Source organism: Streptomyces sp. NPDC047453 (assembly GCF_040643155.1).
GTDB lineage: Bacteria > Actinomycetota > Actinomycetes > Streptomycetales > Streptomycetaceae > Streptomyces.
This window is the reverse complement of sequence record NZ_JBEYTS010000001.1, coordinates 82787-100425: the sequence shown is the minus strand read 5'-3', so window position 1 is coordinate 100425 and position 17639 is coordinate 82787. Positions and strand designations below refer to the sequence as shown.

Below are 17639 nucleotides of genomic sequence, written 5' to 3'. Positions count from 1 at the left end.
GTCGCGGGAGCGCTCAGAGGGCCGTCCCCTTCTCGATCGCCCGCCAGGTCTCCGGCAGCCGCGCCTCCAATTCGGCCGCCCGCTGCTCCTCGCGCCCGTGGAGCACTCCGTACGTGAACGCGCTCTCCCCCGCCGCGTGTGCCTGGCCGGCCAGCTCGCGCAGGGTCCGGCGGGCCATGACGCTGTCCTGGTGGTCGCCGAGCAGGCTCTGCAGCGACTTCGCCGCCTTCACCAGGCCGGCGGCCGGATCGCCGAGGGCGGGTACGGCCGCCTCGGCCGCGTACCGGGTCGCCTTGGCCTTCTTGCGGGCCTCGTGCAGGGCGAGATCGCGGTCGTGGCCCGGGGGCAGGTCAAGGGCGTGCCGGAGCAGGGCGGAGAGCGCCGCGAAGTCCTTGTGCACGGCCTTGGTGATCACCTTGGCCGGTTTCCCGGCGGCGGCCGGGCGCAGCGGCGGGTCGGCCAGCAGGGCGTCGAGTGTGTCGAGGAGGGCCAGGTGGCGCGCGCCGTCGAGGTCGGCGAGGAGGCGTCGGCGCGAGTCGCTGCGGGCGGTCTGCGACCAGGTGCGCAGCCGGGTGCGGACGGGGCCGGTGACCAGGGTGTAGGGCAGGTCGTCGAGGCCGGCGGTGAGGTGTTCGGTGAGGACTTCCTGGTCGCGGCCGAGGCCGAGTTCGGTGCCGAGCCATTTCAGTTCCGCGCGGACCGGGTCGGTGACGGTCCGGTCCAGGACCTTGCGGTAGGTGCGCAGGGCGCTGCGCAGTCGGCGGGTGGCGACGCGCATCTGGTGGACGGAGTCGTACTCGTCCCGGCGTACGGCGGGGTCGAGTGCGACGAGGGCGTCGCGCTGGGCGCGCACGTAAACGAGGACGTGGTCGCCGGCCGTCGTGGGGGCCGCGTGCCCGGCCGCCGTGGGGCGGGGGTGGTCCGGCGGGGCGGTCTCGGTCAGGGCGCGGGCCAGTTTCGAGGCCGCCGGGGAGGGGCGTACGCCCGCCTTGCGCAGGCGTTTGCCGACGGCGTCGAGGAGCTTCGGGTCGCCGTCGTCGGCGAGTTCCACCTCGATCTCGGTCCACTGGGCGGCGCCGCCGTGACCGGTCAGCCGTTCGGCCCGTACGGCGTCGACGGCGACCTCGGCGAGCGGGGTGCCGTCGGCGTCGACGAGGTGGCTGATCCCCCGGCGGGAGCGGATGCGGACCAGTGGGAGCAGTTCGGCGTCGCGGACGCGGGAGCGGACGAGTCCGGCGAGGGCGGGGGGCACGGTGTCGGAGAGGGGGGCGTGGATCTCGTCGCGTACGCCGGGGCCGACCGGGAACTTCAGGTGCCAGCCGGCGTCGGTGCCGCCGGTGCGGCGGCGCAGGGTGAGTCCGTCGGCGGTGAGGCGTTCGTCGGGGGTGTCGTAGTAGACGGCGTCGAGTTCGGCGACGCCCTGGTCGACGACGGCCGCCACCGGGCCGACGCCGGTCAGGTCGGGCAGCCCGCCGTCGCCGGCCTCGTACTTCCGCTCGATCTCCCTTTTCGCCTTCATGTCCGCCATGACCCGAATCTAGTGCGGGTCCGGCCCCGGCGGCAGGGGTCCGGGCGCAGGTCACCGCCGCTACGCCGACATGGGCCGCTGCATTCTGATCGACTGGAGCAGTCCGACGGCCACCCAGACCGCGAACATCGACGAGCCGCCGTAGGAGACGAAGGGCAGGGGCAGGCCGGTGACCGGCATGATGCCCAGGGTCATGCCGATGTTCTCGAAGGACTGGAAGGCGAACCAGGCGACGATTCCGGCGGCGACGATGGTGCCGTACAGCTCGGTCGTCTCGCGGGCGATACGGCAGGCGCGCCAGAGCACGATGCCGAGCAGCAGGATGATCAGGCCGGCGCCGAGGAAGCCGAGTTCCTCGCCCGCGACCGTGAAGACGAAGTCGGTCTGCTGTTCGGGGACGAACTGGCCGGTGGTCTGGGAGCCGTGGAAGAGACCCGCGCCGGACAGGCCGCCGGAGCCGATCGCGATACGGGCCTGGTTGGTGTTGTAGCCGACGCCGGCCGGGTCGAGGCTGGGGTTGGCGAAGGCGGCGAACCGGTTGATCTGGTACTCGTCCAGGATGTGCAACTGCCAGACGGCGATGCAGCCCACGACACCCGCGGTGAGCAGGCCGAAGACCCAGCGGTTGGAGGTGCCGGAGGCGAGCAGCACGCCCAGGATGATGGTCAGCAGGACCAGGACCGTGCCGAGGTCGGGCATGAGCAGCACGACCGAGATCGGTACGGCGGCCAGGCCGAGCGCCTGAAGGACCGTGCGGTGGTCGGGGTACATCTTGTCGCCCGCGTCGACCCTGGCCGCGAGCAGCATCGCCATGCCCAGGATGATCGTGACCTTCACGAACTCGGAGGGCTGGAGGGAGAAGCCGCCGCCGAGGACGATCCAGTTGCGGTTGCCGTTGATGGTGGCGCCGAGCGGGGTGAGCACCAGCAGCACCCCGAGGACCGAGAGCCCGTACAGGATGGGCACGACGTTGCGCAGGGTGCGGTGGCCGAGCCAGACGGTGCCGATCATCAGGGCGAACCCGATGCCGGTGTTCATGAGGTGACGGACCAGGAAGTAGTACGGGTCGCCCTGGTTGATGCCGGTGCGGTTGCGGGTGGCGGAGTAGACCAGGGCGGCGCCGATCGCGGACAGCGCCAGCGCGCAGAACACTATCGGCCAGTCGAGCCGACGGGCAGCCGAGTCGCGGGCGAAGACCCGTGTCCAGCCGCCGCGTTCGGGGCCGTATCCGGAGATGGAGAAGCTGTTCGCGCCGGTCATGCGGTCATCCTCCGGCTTCCCCTTCGGCGCTGGCGCCTGCGGGTGTTGCTGTTGCCTGTGGGGGGCGAGGCGGTGGTCGCCGGCGGCTGCTGGTCGTTCGGTGCGGCGCCGCCCTGCTGGTCGTTCGCCGTGGTGCCGTCCTGCTGGTCGTTCGGCGCGATACCACCCTGCCCGGCCTGCTCGGCGGCCTGCTTGGCGATCTCCTCCTGGTCCTTGGCCGGGTCGGCGGGGATCTTCGGGGCGGCGATCGAACCGTCGGGCCGGATCTGCGGCAGGCTCTTCTGCGGGGTGCCCAGCAGGGCCTTCTTGTTGTCGATGGAGCCGTCGGCCTGGACGCCGTACATGGCGCTGTAGATGTTGCGGACGGCCTCACCGGAGGCGCCCGAGCCGGTACCGGCCTGGGCGATGGTCATGATGACCGTGTAGTCCTTGGTGTAGGTGGCCAGCCAGGAGGTGGTCTGCTTGCCGTAGACCTCGGCGGTACCGGTCTTGGCGTGCAGCGGGATCTTGTCCTGCGGCCAGCCGGCGAACTTCCAGGCGGCGGTACCGCGGGTGGCCACGCCGGCCAGGGCCTGGTCCATCATGTCGCGGGTGGCCTTGGTGATGGGCAGCTTGCCGTGGGACTTCGGCTTGATCTCGGTGACGTGCTTGCCGTCGGGGCTGACGATCGCCTTGCCGATGGTCGGGGTGTACATGGTGCCGCCGTTGGAGATCGCCCCGTAGATGACGGCCTCCTGGATGGGGGTGAGGAGGGTGTCGCCCTGGCCGATGGAGTAGTTGATCGAGTCGCCCTCGCGCAGTCTGTTGCCCTCGAGGCAGTTCTCGTAGGCGATCTTCTCGACGTAGCTGCCGTCCTTCTTGCCGGTCTTGCACCAGGCGTCCTTGTTGGCCTCCCAGTACCGCTGCTTCCACTGGCGGTCGGGGACGCGGCCGGAGACCTCGTTGGGCAGGTCGATGCCGGTCTCCTTGCCGAGGCCGAACTGGTGGGCGGCCTTGTAGAAGTAGTCCTTCGGCTTGCCCTTCTTGGGGTTGATGCCGCCGTCCTTCTTCCACTCGTTGTCCGAGAGGTAGTAGAAGACGGTGTCGCAGGAGACCTCCAGGGCCCGGCCGAGTGAGATCGGGCCGAAGCTCTCCCCCTCGAAGTTCTTGAAGACCTGGCCGCCGACCGAGTAGGAGCTGGTGCACGGGTAGTTGCCGTTGAAGTCGTAGCCGGCCTCGACCGCGGCGGCCGTGGAGACCACCTTGAAGGTCGAGCCGGGCGCGGACTGCCCCTGGATGGCCCGGTTGAGCAGCGGGTAGTCGGAGTCCTTGCCGGTGAGCGCCTTGTAGTCCTTGGCGGAGATGCCGCCGACCCAGACGTTCGGGTCGTACGTGGGGGCGGACGCCATGGCGACGACACGGCCGGTCTTGGCCTCCATCACGACGACGGCCCCGGAGTCGGCCTTGTAGTTCGTCTCGGTGTTTTTGTCCCACTGGGTCCGGGCGGCCTTCATCGCCTTGTCCAGCTCGTACTCGGCGATCCGCTGGACGCGGGAGTCGATGCTGGTGACCAGGCTGGAGCCGGATTCGGCGGCGTCCGCCTTGGACTTGCCGATGACGCGGCCGAGGTTGTCGACCTCGTAGCGGGTGACGCCGGCCTTGCCGCGCAACTCCCGGTCGTACTGCCGTTCGAGGCCGGAGCGGCCGACCATGTCGGAGCGCAGGTAGGGCGAGTCGGTGTCCTTGGCCTTCTGGATCTCGTCGTCGGTGACCGGTGAGAGGTAGCCGAGGACCTGCGCGGAGTTGGACTTGCCGGGCCCGGTGTAGCGACGCACGGCCGCGGGTTCGGCGGTGATGCCGGGGAAGTCCTCGGCGCGTTCGCGGATCTGCAGGGCCTGGCGCGGTGTGGCCTCGTCGGTGACGGGGATGGGCTGGTACGGCGAGCCGTTCCAGCAGGGCTGTGGGGTCTTGGCGTCGCACAGCCGGACCTTCTGCATGACCTCGTCGGCGTCCATGCCGAGGACGGCGGCGAGCTTGGTGAGGACCGCCTTGCCGTCGTCCTTCTGCTTGAGCAGGTCGGTGCGGGAGGCGGAGACCACCAGCCGGGTCTCGTTGTCGGCGAGCGGCACACCGCGGGCGTCCAGGATGGAGCCGCGCACGGCGGGCTGGACGACCTGCTGGACGTGGTTGCCGGAGGCCTCCTTCTGGTAGTGGGCGCCCTCGCGGATCTGGAGGTACCACAGCCGGCCGCCGAGCGTGCCGAGCAGGGAGAGGACGAGGATCTGGATGACGACGAGCCGGGTCTGGACGCGTGGGGTCCGGCCGGTCTCAGGGATGTTGGTCACGGGTGCTGCCTCCCCCTCTCAGTGCGTGTAACGGACCTGTGCGGCCGGCAGGGCGGCCGACTGCCGTGCTGTCACAGCCGCTTGACCCCCTTGATGCGGCCGACCCGGGTGGAGCGGGTGCGGGCCTTGGCCTTCAGGCTGCCGAGCGCCCCGCGGCGGCCGCCGATACTCAGTCCGGTGCCGGAGGAGAGCCAGCCGGAGGAGATGTCGGCCTTCTTGGCGACGGAGCCGGACTCGGCGAGCGGATCGTTCTCCGCGCGCCTGGCCAGCCACATGATCCCGGGCACGACGAAGGGCGCGAGCAGCAGGTCGTACACGGCGGCCGTCAGCAGTAGTCCGCCCAGGCCGACATGGCGGGCGGCGGTGTCGCCGACGAGGGCGCCGACGCCCGCGTACAGCAGCGTGGAGCCGATGGCGGCGGCCACCACCACGGCCATGGGGCCGGTGGCCGACTTGACCTGGCCGGTCTCGGGCTTGATGAGTCCGGCGAGGTAGCCGATGACGCACAGCACGAGGGCGTAGCGGCCGGCGGCGTGGTCGGCGGGCGGGGCGATGTCGGCGAGCAGTCCGGCGCCGAAGCCGACCAGGGCGCCGCCGACGTGGCCGTAGACCATGGCCAGGCCGAGGACGGTGAGCAGCAGCAGGTCGGGGACGGCTCCGGGCAGGTGCAGCCGGGACAGGACGCTCACCTGGATCACCAGGGCGACGACGACCAGCGCGGTGGAGAGCAGGATCCGGTTGGGGCGCATGGGACGTGAAGCTCCTACTGCTGCGGATAGTCGTTGGCGTAGGCGTCGGCGGACGGGGTGACCGTCACGGTCACCGTGGGCGTCGGGGTCGGCTTGGGCTTCGGTGGCAGGACCTCGTCGCGCGGGTCCTTCTTCGGGGCCTGGACGACGACGCCGACGACGTCGAGCTTGGTGAAGCCGGCGAACGGCGTGACGTAGACGGTGCGGGTCAGGTCGCCGCCGGAGGGGTCGACGCGGGAGACGACACCGACCGGGACGCCCGGCACGAAGGGCCGGTCGGCCTGGGAGCCGAAGGTCACCATGCGGTCGCCCTTCTTCACGTCCGCCTTGCCGTTGAGGAGTTGCACGCGCAGCGGCCGGTCGCCCTGGCCGGAGGCGAAGCCGAGTTCGTCGCTGCCCTCCATGCGGGTGCCGACGGTGAAGTCGGGGTCGCTGGCGAGCAGCACGGTGGAGGTGCTGGGGCCCACGGTGGTGACACGGCCGACCAGTCCATCGGCGTTGAGGACGGTCATGTCGCGCTGGATGCCGTCGTCGGCGCCGGCGTCGATCGTGATGGTCCAGGAGAAGCCCTGGGCCGCCCCTATGGCGATGACCTGGGCGCCCTTGATGCCGTACTGGCCGTCGCCGGCCAGCTTCAGCATCTTGTTCAGCTGGGTGAGGCGGCTGCGTTTGCGGTCGTCGCTGCCGAGTTCGGCCTTGAGGGCGGCGTTCTCCTTCTCCAGCGCGGCGAGCCGGTCGTGGCGCTCGCCGGAGTCGCGAACCGCGGAGACCGCGTTGCCGACCGGGTCCACCGCGGCCGACACGCCGTTCTCGATCGGGCCGAAGACGGCGGCGGCGGCCTGCCGGGCACCGTCCACCGGGGAGTTCTCCCCGCCGCGGATGTCCACCGTGATCAGCGCGAACGCGATGGCGATCAGCAGCACCAGGAGCAGCCGGCTCTCTTTCGTGTCCCTCACGTGCGGCGGCCGTGCCCTTCCTCATAGGAACCGGGTGGCCCCGTCGAAGCGCGGTCTGCGCGCGCGATCCCAAGGGGCCCGTTTGCGGGTGCTTATGCCTCTATATCAACGATCCGCCGCACGAGAAAAGATCATCTCGTACGGCGGAGTCGCTGAGTTGTGTCATCTGCGGGGCTGGGCGTCCAGGACCTGCTGGAGTGCCTCGAACTCCTCGACGCACTTGCCCGAGCCGAGCGCCACGCTGTCCAGCGGGTCCTCGGCGATGTGGATCGGCATGCCGGTCTCACTGCGCAGCCGCGCGTCCAGGCCGCGCAGCAGTGCTCCGCCGCCGGTCAGAACGATTCCGCGGTCCATGATGTCGCCGGACAGCTCCGGCGGGCACTTGTCGAGGGTGGTCTTGACCGCGTCGACGATCGCGTTGACCGGTTCCTCGATCGCCTTGCGCACCTCGGCTGCCGAGATGACGACGGTCTTCGGCAGCCCGGACACGAGGTCCCGGCCGCGGATTTCGGTGTGCTCGTCGGAGTCGAGGTCGTACGCCGAACCGATCGTGAGCTTGATCTGTTCGGCCGTCCGCTCACCCAGCAGGAGCGAGTACTCCTTCTTGACGTGCTGGATGATGGCGTTGTCCAGCTCGTCGCCCGCGACGCGGATGGACTGGGCGGTGACGATGCCGCCGAGCGAGATGACCGCGACCTCCGTGGTGCCGCCGCCGATGTCCACCACCATGTTGCCCGTGGCCTCGTGGACCGGCAGGCCGGAGCCGATGGCCGCGGCCATCGGCTCCTCGATGATGTGCACCTGGCGTGCGCCGGCCTGGGACGAGGCCTCGATGACGGCGCGGCGCTCGACGCCGGTGATACCGGAGGGCACGCAGACGACGACGCGCGGACGAGCCAGATACCGCCGCTTGTGGATCTTCAGAATGAAGTAGCGGAGCATCCGCTCGGTGATCTCGAAGTCCGCGATCACGCCGTCCTTGAGCGGACGCACGGCGACGATGTTGCCCGGCGTGCGCCCGATCATCTTCTTCGCCTCGGCGCCGACCGCTAGGATCCCACCGGTGTTGGTGTTGATCGCGACGACGGACGGCTCGTTGAGTACGATCCCGCGACCCCTGACGTACACCAGCGTGTTGGCGGTCCCGAGGTCGACAGCCATGTCACGGCCGATGAACGACATTGAGTTCCCCATCAGGATTCGTCTGGCCTTCCCTGGGAGCGTTTGACGGCAGTTCAGGTACGGCGAGGTGGGTGCTGTGACGTGAAGGCTTCCATCGTAGACGCGCCTGCACGAACACTGCGCGAGGGTCTTCGCCATTGTCAGCAGATGGCGTACCGCCTCGCTTCTGGAGACGGTCCATCGGGGGCACTCGTTCCCCCGATCGGCACCCCGTATGCCACCGGGCGGCCGGGTTCGTGCGGCCGCCCAGGTCAGGCGGACGGCCGAGATGACGGGGCATCAGCTCGGCCGGGTCGGAGAGGGCGCTCGGGGGTCAGCCGCGGCCCGGGAAGAAGATCTTCACCTCGCGCTCGGCGGACTCCTCGGAGTCGGAGGCGTGGATCAGGTTCTCCCGGACGATCACGCCGTAGTCGCCGCGGATCGAACCCGGGGCGGCGGCGATCGGGTCGGTCGGGCCGGCCAGCGCGCGCACGCCCTCGATGACCCGCTCACCCTCGACGATCATGACCACGACCGGGCCGGAGGCCATGAACACCATCAGCGGCTCGTAGAAGGGCTTGCCCTTGTGCTCGCCGTAGTGCTGCTCCAGGGTCTCCGTGTCCAGGGCGCGCAGGTCCAGCGCGGTGATCTGCCAGCCGGCCTTGCGCTCGATACGGCTGATGATCTCGCCGGTCAGGCCACGACGGACGGCGTCGGGCTTGAGGATGACGAGGGTGCGCTGAGTCACGGGTGGCTCCTTCTCCTGGCAGATGTGCGGTGGGACGAGGTTACAGGGCGTGTCGCCGCACCTGTCACGCAGCGTCAGCCGGAGGGCCGACCTCGGCGGCCTGGGCCGCGAACCTGGCCTTCGCCTCCTCGATCTTCCGCCCGAAGTGCACCGACGCCCACCACAGCGCCGCGAAGACCGCGCCGAGGAAGTACATCATCGGCACCACCACGCCGGACGCGATCAGCGCGAACTGGAGCACCCAGCCGAGGACCACACCGGCGGGCCGGGTCACCACACCGCACAGCAGCAGGCACAGCAGCATCGCGATGCCGCTGACCGTCCACACGGCCGCCATGGACAGGCCGGGGTCCTTCATCGCGACCAGCGCGGCGAAGCCGATGACGAAGAACTCGCCGATCAGGGTCGAGGAACACAGCGTACGCACGAGAAGTCAGCCCCTCCCCAGGAGCAGTCGGGCCTCACCGACGGTGATGACGGAGCCGGTGACGAGCACACCGCCGCCGGCGAACTCGCCCTCCTCCTCGGCGAGCGTGATCGCGGCCTCCAGCGCGTCCGGCAGCCGCGGCTCGACCTGGACCCGGTCCTCGCCGAACACCTCCACGGCGAGCCCGGCCAGCTCGTCGGCGTCCATCGCGCGGTGGCTGGAGTTCTGCGTGACCACGATCTCCGCGAAGATCGGCTCGAAGGCCTCCAGCAGACCGCGCACGTTCTTGTCGCCGCTGGCCCCGACCACCCCGATCAGCCGGCTGAAGTCGAACGCCTCCCGGATCGCGTCGGCGGTCACCCGCGCGCCCGCCGGGTTGTGCGCGGCGTCCAGCACCACGGTCGGCGAGCGCCGCACGACCTCCATCCGGCCCGGCGAGGCGACGGACGCGAACGCCTTGCGCACGGTGTCCACGTCCAGCGGCTGGGCGCGCTGCGCGCCGACGCCGAAGAACGCCTCGACGGCGGCGAGCGCCACGGCGGCGTTGTGCGCCTGATGGGCGCCGTGCAGCGGCAGGTACACCTCGGTGTAGTCGCCGCCCAGGCCGCGCAGGGTCAGCAGCTGCCCGCCCACGGCCACCCGGCGGGCCACGACACCGAACTCCAGCCCCTCGCGGGCGACCGTCGCGTCGACCTCCACGGCCTTCTTCAGCAGCACCTGCGCGGCGTCCACCGGCTGCTGGGCCATGATCACCGTGGCGTCCTGCTTGATGATGCCGGCCTTCTCCCCGGCGATCTCGCCGGGCGTGCCGCCCAGGCGGTCGGTGTGGTCCAGGTCGATGGGGGTCACCACGGCCACGTCACCGTCGATGACGTTCGTGGCGTCCCAGCTGCCGCCCATCCCGACCTCCACGACGGCCACGTCGACCGGCGCGTCGGCGAAGGCGGCGTACGCCATGCCGGTCAGCACCTCGAAGAAGGACAGCCGGTACTCCTGCGAGGCGTCGACCATCTCCACGTACGGCTTGATGTCGTGGTACGTCTCGACGAACCGCTCGGCGGAGATCGGGGCGCCGTCCAGGCTGATCCGCTCGGTGATCGACTGCACGTGCGGGGAGGTGTACCGGCCGGTGCGCAGTTCGAAGGCGCCGAGCAGGGCCTCGATCATGCGGGCGGTGGAGGTCTTGCCGTTGGTGCCGGTGATGTGGATGGAGGGGTACGACCGCTGCGGCTCGCCCAGGACGTCCATCAGCGCGGCGATCCGGCTGACCGAGGGCTCCAGCTTGGTCTCACCCCAGCGGGTGGCCAGCTCGCCCTCGACCTCGCGCAGCGCCTTGTCGACCTCGGGGTCCTCCGGGCGCCCGGGTACGTCCGCCTGCGACGGACCGCCCTGGGTCCGCAGGGTGCGGCTGCCGGCCTCGATGACCGCGAGATCGGGGTCGCGCTCGGTCTCCGTGGCGATGATCTCGTCGAAGGTGTCGAGAGGGTCTGGCTGGCCGCTGCTGTCCGGGGGGAACTCACTCACGGGCCCAAGTGTACGGAGGGCCGCCGACATTCTGGGCGAAGGCCCCCGGAGTCGCGTGACTCCGGGGGCCGTCGTTACCGTGGAATGCGCCCGCAGGCGGCGTACTAGCCCTGCGGCAGCCGCTCCAGCTGTGCCGCGATCCGTGTGATGTCCTCCTCGGCCTTGGCCAGCCGCGTACGGATCTTCTCGACCACCTGGTCGGGCGCCTTCGCCAGGAACGCCTCGTTGCCGAGCTTGCCGTTCGCCTGGGCCTTCTCCTTCTCCGCGGCCGCCAGATCCTTCGCCAGCCGCTTGCGCTCCGCGGCGACGTCGATCGCCCCGGACAGGTCCAGCGCGACCTCGACACCCGCGACCGGCAGCGTCGCCGTGGCGGTGAAGCCGTCGCCCTCCGGCTGAAGCCGCAGGAGCTGCCGGATGGCCGGCTCGTGCGTGGCCAGCGCCGTACCGTCAAGGACCAGGCGGGCCGGGACGCGCTGGCCCGGCTGGAGCCCCTGGTCGGCGCGGAACCGGCGCACCTCGGTGATCACGGACTGGAGGGTCTCGATCTCCCGCTCGGCGGCCGCGTCCCGGAAGCCGCTGTCGGTCGGCCACTCGGCGATGACGACGGACTCGCCGCCCGTCAGCGTCGTCCACAGCGTCTCCGTGACGAACGGGACCACCGGGTGCAGCAGCTTCAGCGTGACGTCCAGGACCTCGCCCAGGACGCGCTTGGAGACCTCGGCCGGCTCGCCGCCCGCCTGGAACGTCGTCTTGGACAGCTCGACGTACCAGTCGAAGACCTCGTCCCAGGCGAAGTGGAACAGCGTGTCCGACAGCTTGGCGAACTGGAAGTCCTCGTAGTACGCGTCGACTTCGGCGACGACCGAGTTCAGCCGGGACAGGATCCAGCGGTCGGTCGCCGACATCTTCGAGGCGTCCGGCAGCGGACCGTCCACCGTCGCGCCGTTCATCAGCGCGAAACGGGTGGCGTTCCAGATCTTGTTGGCGAAGTTGCGCGAGCCCTGGACCCAGTCCTCGCCGATCGGCACGTCGACACCGGGGTTGGCGCCGCGGGCCAGGGTGAACCGGAGAGCGTCGGAGCCGTACTTGTCCATCCAGTCCAGCGGATTGACCGCGTTGCCGAAGGACTTCGACATCTTCTTGCCGAACTGGTCGCGGACCATGCCGTGCAGGGCGATGGTGTGGAACGGCGGGGTGCCGTCCATCGCGTACAGGCCGAACATCATCATCCGGGCGACCCAGAAGAAGAGGATGTCGTAGCCGGTGACCAGGACGGAGTTCGGGTAGAACTTCGCGAGGCTCTCGGTCTGCTCGGGCCAGCCGAGGGTGGAGAACGGCCACAGGCCGGAGGAGAACCAGGTGTCGAGGACGTCGGTGTCCTGCTTCCAGCCCTCGGCCTCGGTGCCGGGCGGCTGCTCGTCGGGGCCGACGCAGACGACCTCGCCGTTCGGCCCGTACCAGACGGGGATGCGGTGGCCCCACCACAACTGCCGTGAGATGCACCAGTCGTGGAGGTTGTCGACCCAGTCGAAGTACCGCTTCTCCATCTCCTGCGGATGGATCTTGACGCGGCCGTCCCGGACGGCGTCGCCGGCGGCCTTGGCCAGCGGACCGACCTTGACCCACCACTGCATGGACAGGCGCGGCTCGACGGTGGTCTTGCAGCGCGAGCAGTGGCCGACGGAGTGGACGTACGGACGCTTCTCGGCGACGATCCGGCCCTCGGCGCGCAGCGCGCCGACGATGGCGGAGCGGGCCTCGAAGCGGTCCAGGCCCTGGAAGGGGCCGTGGACGGTGATGACGGCGTGCTCGTCCATCACGGTGATGGCGGGCAGGTCGTGGCGCCGGCCGATCTCGAAGTCGTTCGGGTCGTGGGCCGGGGTGACCTTGACGGCGCCGGTGCCGAACTCGGGGTCGACGTGCTCGTCCGCGACGACCGGGATCGAACGGTCGGTGAGCGGCAGCTTGATGAGCTTGCCGACGAGGTGGCGGTAGCGCTCGTCGTCGGGGTGAACGGCGACGGCGGTGTCACCGAGCATGGTCTCGGCACGGGTGGTGGCGACGACGATGGTGTCGTCCCCGTCGCCGTACTTCATCGAGACGAGCTCGCCGTCGTCGTCCTGGTACTCGACCTCGATGTCGGAGATGGCGGTCAGGCACCGGGGGCACCAGTTGATGATGCGCTCGGCGCGGTAGATGAGTTCGTCGTCGTGGAGCCGCTTGAAGATGGTCTGAACGGCCTGCGACAGCCCTTCGTCCATGGTGAAGCGCTCACGCGACCAGGCGACGCCGTCGCCGAGGCGGCGCATCTGGCCGGAGATCTGCCCGCCGGACTCGTTCTTCCACTGCCAGACGCGGTCGACGAAGGCCTCGCGGCCGAGGTCGTGCCGGGACTTGCCCTCCTTGCCGAGTTCGCGCTCGACGACGTTCTGGGTGGCGATGCCTGCGTGGTCCATGCCGGGCTGCCACAGCGTCTCGTGACCCTGCATGCGCTTGCGGCGCGTGAGGGCGTCGATGAGCGTGTGCTCGAAGGCGTGCCCCAGGTGGAGCGAGCCGGTGACGTTCGGCGGCGGGATGACGACGGTGAACGGCGGCTTGTCGCTCTTCTCGTCCGCCTCGAAGTAACCCCGCTCTACCCAGCGCTCGTACAGCGGCCCCTCTACGTCGGCCGGCGCGTACTGGGTCGGCAGTTCGGTGTCGGGCGCTGGTGGCTGCTGCTGAGCGTTTTCGGTCACGGGGTCAGTTTAGAGGCGTCACGGCGCTGTCCCGAACCGCATTTGTTTCGTAACGGTGGCGACCCCGACGACATGGCATCGCCGTACCTGGGCCAGGATGTCAGGGACACATAAGCATCTGGAGGGGAACCCAGGAAATGAGCAACAACCAGCCGGGCCCGTACGGCGGGCAGCCCCAGCAGCCCGGGCCGTACGGCCAGCCGGGCCCCTACGGCCAGCAGCCGCCGCAGGGACCGCCCGCCCAGCCCGGCTACGGCTACCCCCAGCAGGCCCCTCCCGCCCAGCCACAACCCGGTTACGGCTACCCGCAGCAGGCCCCGGGCGTCCCGCCCCAGCAGGGCCCCTACGGCCAGCAGCCTCCTTACGGACAGCAGCCCCCGTACGGCCAGCAGCCTCCCCAGGGCGGCTTCCCGCAGCCCCCGGCCTCCGGTGGCGGCAAGAAGACGGGCCTGATCATCGGCGTGGTGGCGGTCGTCGTGGTGATCGCGGTGATCGCGGCGGGCGTGTACTTCCTGATGGACGGGGGCGGCGGCTCCAGCGTCGCGGACGACGGCCCGCACAAGCTGATCACGCCGGCGACGGTTCTCGACGGCCAGTACAAGAAGGCCGAGGGCTCCGGGAACGACGGCATGTCCAAGTCGGACCTGAAGGACGCCGAGAGCTGGGGCGTGAAGAGCCCGAAGGACGTCAGCGCCACTTACCAGTCCGGGGACAAGAGCAACCCGCTCGCCATGAAGCAGGTCACCTTCGGCGGCGTCTACGGCACCATCGACGACCCCGAGAAGGCCGTCGACAACATGTTCGCGGACATGAAGAAGAACGCCGAGAAGGACAAGAGCGACGGCGGAGAGCTCCTCGGCAGCCCGAAGGCGTACAGCCCGAGCGGCCTGGACGGCGCCGTCCTCAAGTGCCAGGAGATCAAGGTCGGCCTGGGCACGTCGGGCAGCACGGCCGGCGGCCCCAAGGACATGACGATGCCGGTCTGCATCTGGGGGGACCACAGCACCCTCGGACTGGTGATGGCGGTCGACTTCGCATCCGCCATGACCGGCAAGGCGAGCAGCCTCGAGGACGCGGCCGCGACCGCGGCCAAGCTCCGCAAGGACGTGCGCGTCAAGGCGTGACGCCGGCATCCGGTATCCGCCAGATGAGGAAGGGCCCCGGTCGGTCGACCGGGGCCCTTCCTCGTGCGTGCGGCGTCCTCGCTCCCGCGGCGGCGGTTACGCCGTCTTCTGCTCGCCCGGACCGCGGCCGCGCGCGTCGCGCGGGATCAGGGTCGGGTTGACGTTGGAGAGGACGACGTCGGCCGTGATGACCACGCGGGCCACGTCCTTGCGGGACGGGACCTCGTACATCACGCCCTGGAGCACCTCCTCCATGATGGCGCGCAGGCCGCGGGCGCCGGTCTGGCGGAGGATGGCCTGGTCGGCGATGGCCTCCAGGGCCTCGCGCTCGAAGTCCAGCTCCACGCCGTCGAGTTCGAACAGGCGCTGGTACTGCTTGACCAGCGCGTTGCGCGGCTCGACCAGGATCTTCAGGAGTGCCTCGCGGTCCAGGTTGTGGACCGAGGTGATCACCGGCAGCCGGCCGATGAACTCGGGGATCATGCCGAACTTGACCAGGTCCTCGGGCATGACGTCCTCGAACTGGTCCTTGGTCTCCAGCTCCCGCTTGGAACGGATTGTCGCACCGAAGCCGATGCCCTTGGCACCCGCCCGGCCTTCGATGATCTTCTCCAGGCCCGCGAAGGCGCCGCCCACGATGAACAGGACGTTCGTCGTGTCGATCTGGATGAACTCCTGGTGGGGGTGCTTGCGGCCGCCCTGGGGCGGAACCGAGGCCGTGGTCCCCTCGAGGATCTTCAGCAGGGCCTGCTGGACGCCCTCGCCCGACACATCCCGCGTGATGGACGGGTTTTCACTCTTCCGCGCGACCTTGTCGATCTCGTCGATGTAGATGATCCCGGTCTCGGCCTTCTTGACGTCGTAGTCGGCCGCCTGGATCAGCTTCAGCAGGATGTTCTCGACGTCCTCGCCGACGTACCCCGCCTCCGTCAGCGCCGTGGCGTCGGCGATGGCGAACGGGACGTTCAGCATGCGGGCCAGCGTCTGGGCCAGCAGGGTCTTGCCGGACCCCGTGGGGCCCAGCAGAAGGATGTTGGACTTGGCGAGCTCGATGCCGTCGTCACGGCCCTGCGCGCCGCCGTTCTCGCCGGCCTGGACGCGCTTGTAGTGGTTGTACACCGCGACGGACAGGGCTTTCTTCGCGGCCTCCTGGCCGACGACGTACCCGTCCAGGAACTCGTAGATCTCGCGGGGCTTGGGCAGTTCCTCCCAGCGCACCTCGCTGGTCTCCGCGAGTTCCTCCTCGATGATCTCGTTGCAGAGATCGATGCACTCGTCGCAGATGTACACACCGGGCCCTGCGATGAGCTTCTTGACCTGCTTCTGGCTCTTGCCGCAGAACGAGCACTTGAGCAGATCGCCGCCGTCACCGATGCGTGCCACGGTGTGCTTCCCCTTCGCCTGGGAGACGCCTACGTCCAGCGGCTCCTGGTGCTGCCTTATGTCGACGGTACCTTGCCGGGCCCCTCGTTCGGGCCCCCCTTGGCACGGTTCGCTTTGACGTGCACCGTGCCAAGGAGTGGCAGACGATACTGCCTCCCGTCAGCGGACGGACGCGTTGTTCATCTTCCGGGTCGAGATGATCTGGTCGATCAGCCCGTACGAGAGGGCCTCCTCGGCCGTGAGGATCTTGTCGCGCTCGATGTCCTCACGGATCTTCTCGATCGGCGTGCTGGAGTGCTTGGCCAGCATCTCCTCCAGCTGCGAACGCATCCGGAGGATCTCGTTGGCGGCGATCTCCAGGTCGGAGACCTGACCGCGGCCGGTCTCGCTGTACGGCTGGTGGATCAGCACCCGGGCGTTGGGCAGCGCCATGCGCTTGCCCGGCGTGCCCGCGGCCAGCAGGACGGCGGCGGCCGAGGCGGCCTGGCCCATGCACACGGTCTGGATGTCGGGCTTCACGAACTGCATGGTGTCGTAAATGGCGGTCAGCGCCGTGAAGGAACCGCCGGGGCTGTTGATGTAGACCGAGATGTCCCGGTCGGGGTCCATCGACTCCAGGCACAGCAACTGCGCCATGACGTCGTTGGCGGAGGCGTCGTCGATCTGGACGCCGAGGAAGATCACGCGCTCCTCGAAGAGCTTCGCGTACGGGTCGTACTCGCGGATGCCCTGGGAGGTGCGCTCCACGAAGCGCGGGATGACATAACGGGACTCGGCCGTGGGGCCGGTGTACTCGGCACGCGTACGGTCGTAGAGGCCGCTGCCGGGGAAGTCGTTCACGGTGTCTCCTGGAAAGGGGCTGGGCGGTCGGCTGGGGCTGGCTGGGCTGCGCGGAGGTCTCGGACGCCCGCACGGGGCCGGGAACTCCGCAGGAGCGGCTCAGGGGGCCTCGTGGGCCCCGTGGGAGCGGCTCAGGCCCCGGTGCCGCCGCCGCCCGGCATGCCGGCGGCCGAGGTGATGACGTCGTCGATGAGGCCGTACTCCTTGGCCTCGTGGGCGTCGAACCAGCGGTCGCGGTCGGAGTCGCGGGTGATCTGCTCGACCGACTGGCCGGTGTGGAAGGAGGTCAGCTCGGCCATGCGCTTCTTGGTGTGCAGCAGCCGCTCGGCGTGAATCTTGATGTCCGAGGCCGAGCCGGCCAGACCGGCGGAGGGCTGGTGGATCAGGATCTCGGCGTTCGGCAGCGCGAAGCGCTTGCCGGGGGTGCCCGCGCTCAGCAGGAACTGGCCCATCGAGGCCGCGAGGCCCATGGCGATGGTCACCACGTCGTTCTTGATGTACTGCATGGTGTCGTAGATAGCCATGCCGGCCGTGATCGAGCCGCCGGGGCTGTTGATGTACAGGTAGATGTCCTTGTCCGGGTCCGCGGCAAGGAGCAGCAGCTGTGCGGTGATCTTGTTCGCGATGTCGTCGTCGACCGGCTGGCCGAGGAAGATGATCCGCTCGTTGAGCAGCCGGTTGTAGACCTGGTCGCCGAGGCCACCACCGATGGAAGGCTCGCCGGCGGCGGAGGGCATCAGATTCGTCACGTATCCACCTGCTCGTCTTACGACGGCGCCGGGCCGTCTCACGTGTTCCTGCCAGGGGCTGGGGACTCCCCTGCCCCCGTACTCATGGACCCTAACGCGCGGCTCCCGTCGGCGAATCCCGCTGAGGGGAG

14 protein-coding genes are annotated in these 17639 nt (G+C 69.7%); 1 reads left to right on the top strand and 13 read right to left on the bottom strand.

Going from position 1 to position 17639, the window contains the following annotated elements; translation table 11 throughout:
• Positions 1 to 13: 13 nt before the first annotated feature.
• From ABZ818_RS00415 to ABZ818_RS00370, 10 genes are all read right to left on the bottom strand, one after another.
• Complete coding sequence (locus ABZ818_RS00415) at positions 14 to 1528, bottom strand: CYTH and CHAD domain-containing protein (RefSeq protein WP_361408480.1); 1515 nt, start codon at positions 1526 to 1528, stop codon at positions 14 to 16.
• A gap of 60 nt (positions 1529 to 1588) precedes the next feature.
• Positions 1589 to 2788 (bottom strand): rod shape-determining protein RodA, encoded by a 1200-nt coding sequence (gene rodA, locus ABZ818_RS00410; RefSeq protein WP_361408477.1) that lies wholly within the window; start codon positions 2786 to 2788, stop codon positions 1589 to 1591.
• On the bottom strand, positions 2785 to 5112 hold the full coding sequence (mrdA, locus tag ABZ818_RS00405; protein ID WP_361408475.1) for a penicillin-binding protein 2: 2328 nt from the start codon (positions 5110 to 5112) through the stop codon (positions 2785 to 2787). The genes rodA and mrdA overlap by 4 nt, the downstream gene beginning before the upstream one ends.
• Before the next feature lie 71 nt (positions 5113 to 5183).
• Positions 5184 to 5861, bottom strand: a complete 678-nt coding sequence (mreD, locus tag ABZ818_RS00400; protein ID WP_361408472.1) for a rod shape-determining protein MreD — start codon at positions 5859 to 5861, stop codon at positions 5184 to 5186.
• A 14-nt stretch (positions 5862 to 5875) separates the two neighbouring features.
• Positions 5876 to 6817, bottom strand: coding sequence for a rod shape-determining protein MreC (gene mreC / locus ABZ818_RS00395; RefSeq protein WP_361408469.1), 942 nt, complete (start codon positions 6815 to 6817; stop codon positions 5876 to 5878).
• A 162-nt stretch (positions 6818 to 6979) separates the two neighbouring features.
• Positions 6980 to 7999 carry a rod shape-determining protein gene (locus ABZ818_RS00390; protein WP_361408466.1) on the bottom strand — a complete coding sequence of 340 codons (1020 nt, stop codon included), beginning with the start codon at positions 7997 to 7999 and terminating at the stop codon, positions 6980 to 6982.
• A 313-nt stretch (positions 8000 to 8312) separates the two neighbouring features.
• Entirely contained in the window at positions 8313 to 8726 is a 414-nt protein-coding gene (gene ndk / locus ABZ818_RS00385; protein ID WP_361408463.1) for a nucleoside-diphosphate kinase, read from the bottom strand.
• A gap of 64 nt (positions 8727 to 8790) precedes the next feature.
• Positions 8791 to 9153, bottom strand: coding sequence for a DUF4233 domain-containing protein (locus ABZ818_RS00380; protein WP_361408460.1), 363 nt, complete (start codon positions 9151 to 9153; stop codon positions 8791 to 8793).
• A gap of 6 nt (positions 9154 to 9159) precedes the next feature.
• A complete protein-coding gene (locus ABZ818_RS00375) occupies positions 9160 to 10677 on the bottom strand; it encodes a folylpolyglutamate synthase/dihydrofolate synthase family protein (RefSeq protein WP_361408457.1) in 1518 nt (505 codons plus the stop codon).
• Between the two features lie 104 nt (positions 10678 to 10781).
• Positions 10782 to 13412 carry a valine--tRNA ligase gene (locus ABZ818_RS00370; RefSeq protein ID WP_361408454.1) on the bottom strand — a complete coding sequence of 877 codons (2631 nt, stop codon included), beginning with the start codon at positions 13410 to 13412 and terminating at the stop codon, positions 10782 to 10784.
• Positions 13413 to 13549: 137 nt separating this feature from the next.
• Here ABZ818_RS00370 and ABZ818_RS00365 point away from each other — a divergent pair, with 137 nt between their 5' ends.
• Entirely contained in the window at positions 13550 to 14536 is a 987-nt protein-coding gene (locus tag ABZ818_RS00365; protein WP_361408451.1) for a hypothetical protein, read from the top strand.
• Positions 14537 to 14632: 96 nt separating this feature from the next.
• Here ABZ818_RS00365 and clpX read toward each other — a convergent pair whose 3' ends face one another.
• The 3 genes from clpX to ABZ818_RS00350 all read right to left on the bottom strand — a co-directional run bounded on the left by clpX (position 14633) and on the right by ABZ818_RS00350 (position 17496).
• Positions 14633 to 15919, bottom strand: a complete 1287-nt coding sequence (gene clpX / locus ABZ818_RS00360; protein ID WP_100566838.1) for an ATP-dependent Clp protease ATP-binding subunit ClpX — start codon at positions 15917 to 15919, stop codon at positions 14633 to 14635.
• Positions 15920 to 16078: 159 nt separating this feature from the next.
• Positions 16079 to 16759, bottom strand: a complete 681-nt coding sequence (locus tag ABZ818_RS00355; protein WP_361408447.1) for an ATP-dependent Clp protease proteolytic subunit — start codon at positions 16757 to 16759, stop codon at positions 16079 to 16081.
• 131 nt (positions 16760 to 16890) lie between these two features.
• Entirely contained in the window at positions 16891 to 17496 is a 606-nt protein-coding gene (locus ABZ818_RS00350) for an ATP-dependent Clp protease proteolytic subunit (protein ID WP_172633231.1), read from the bottom strand.
• Positions 17497 to 17639: the final 143 nt, after the last annotated feature.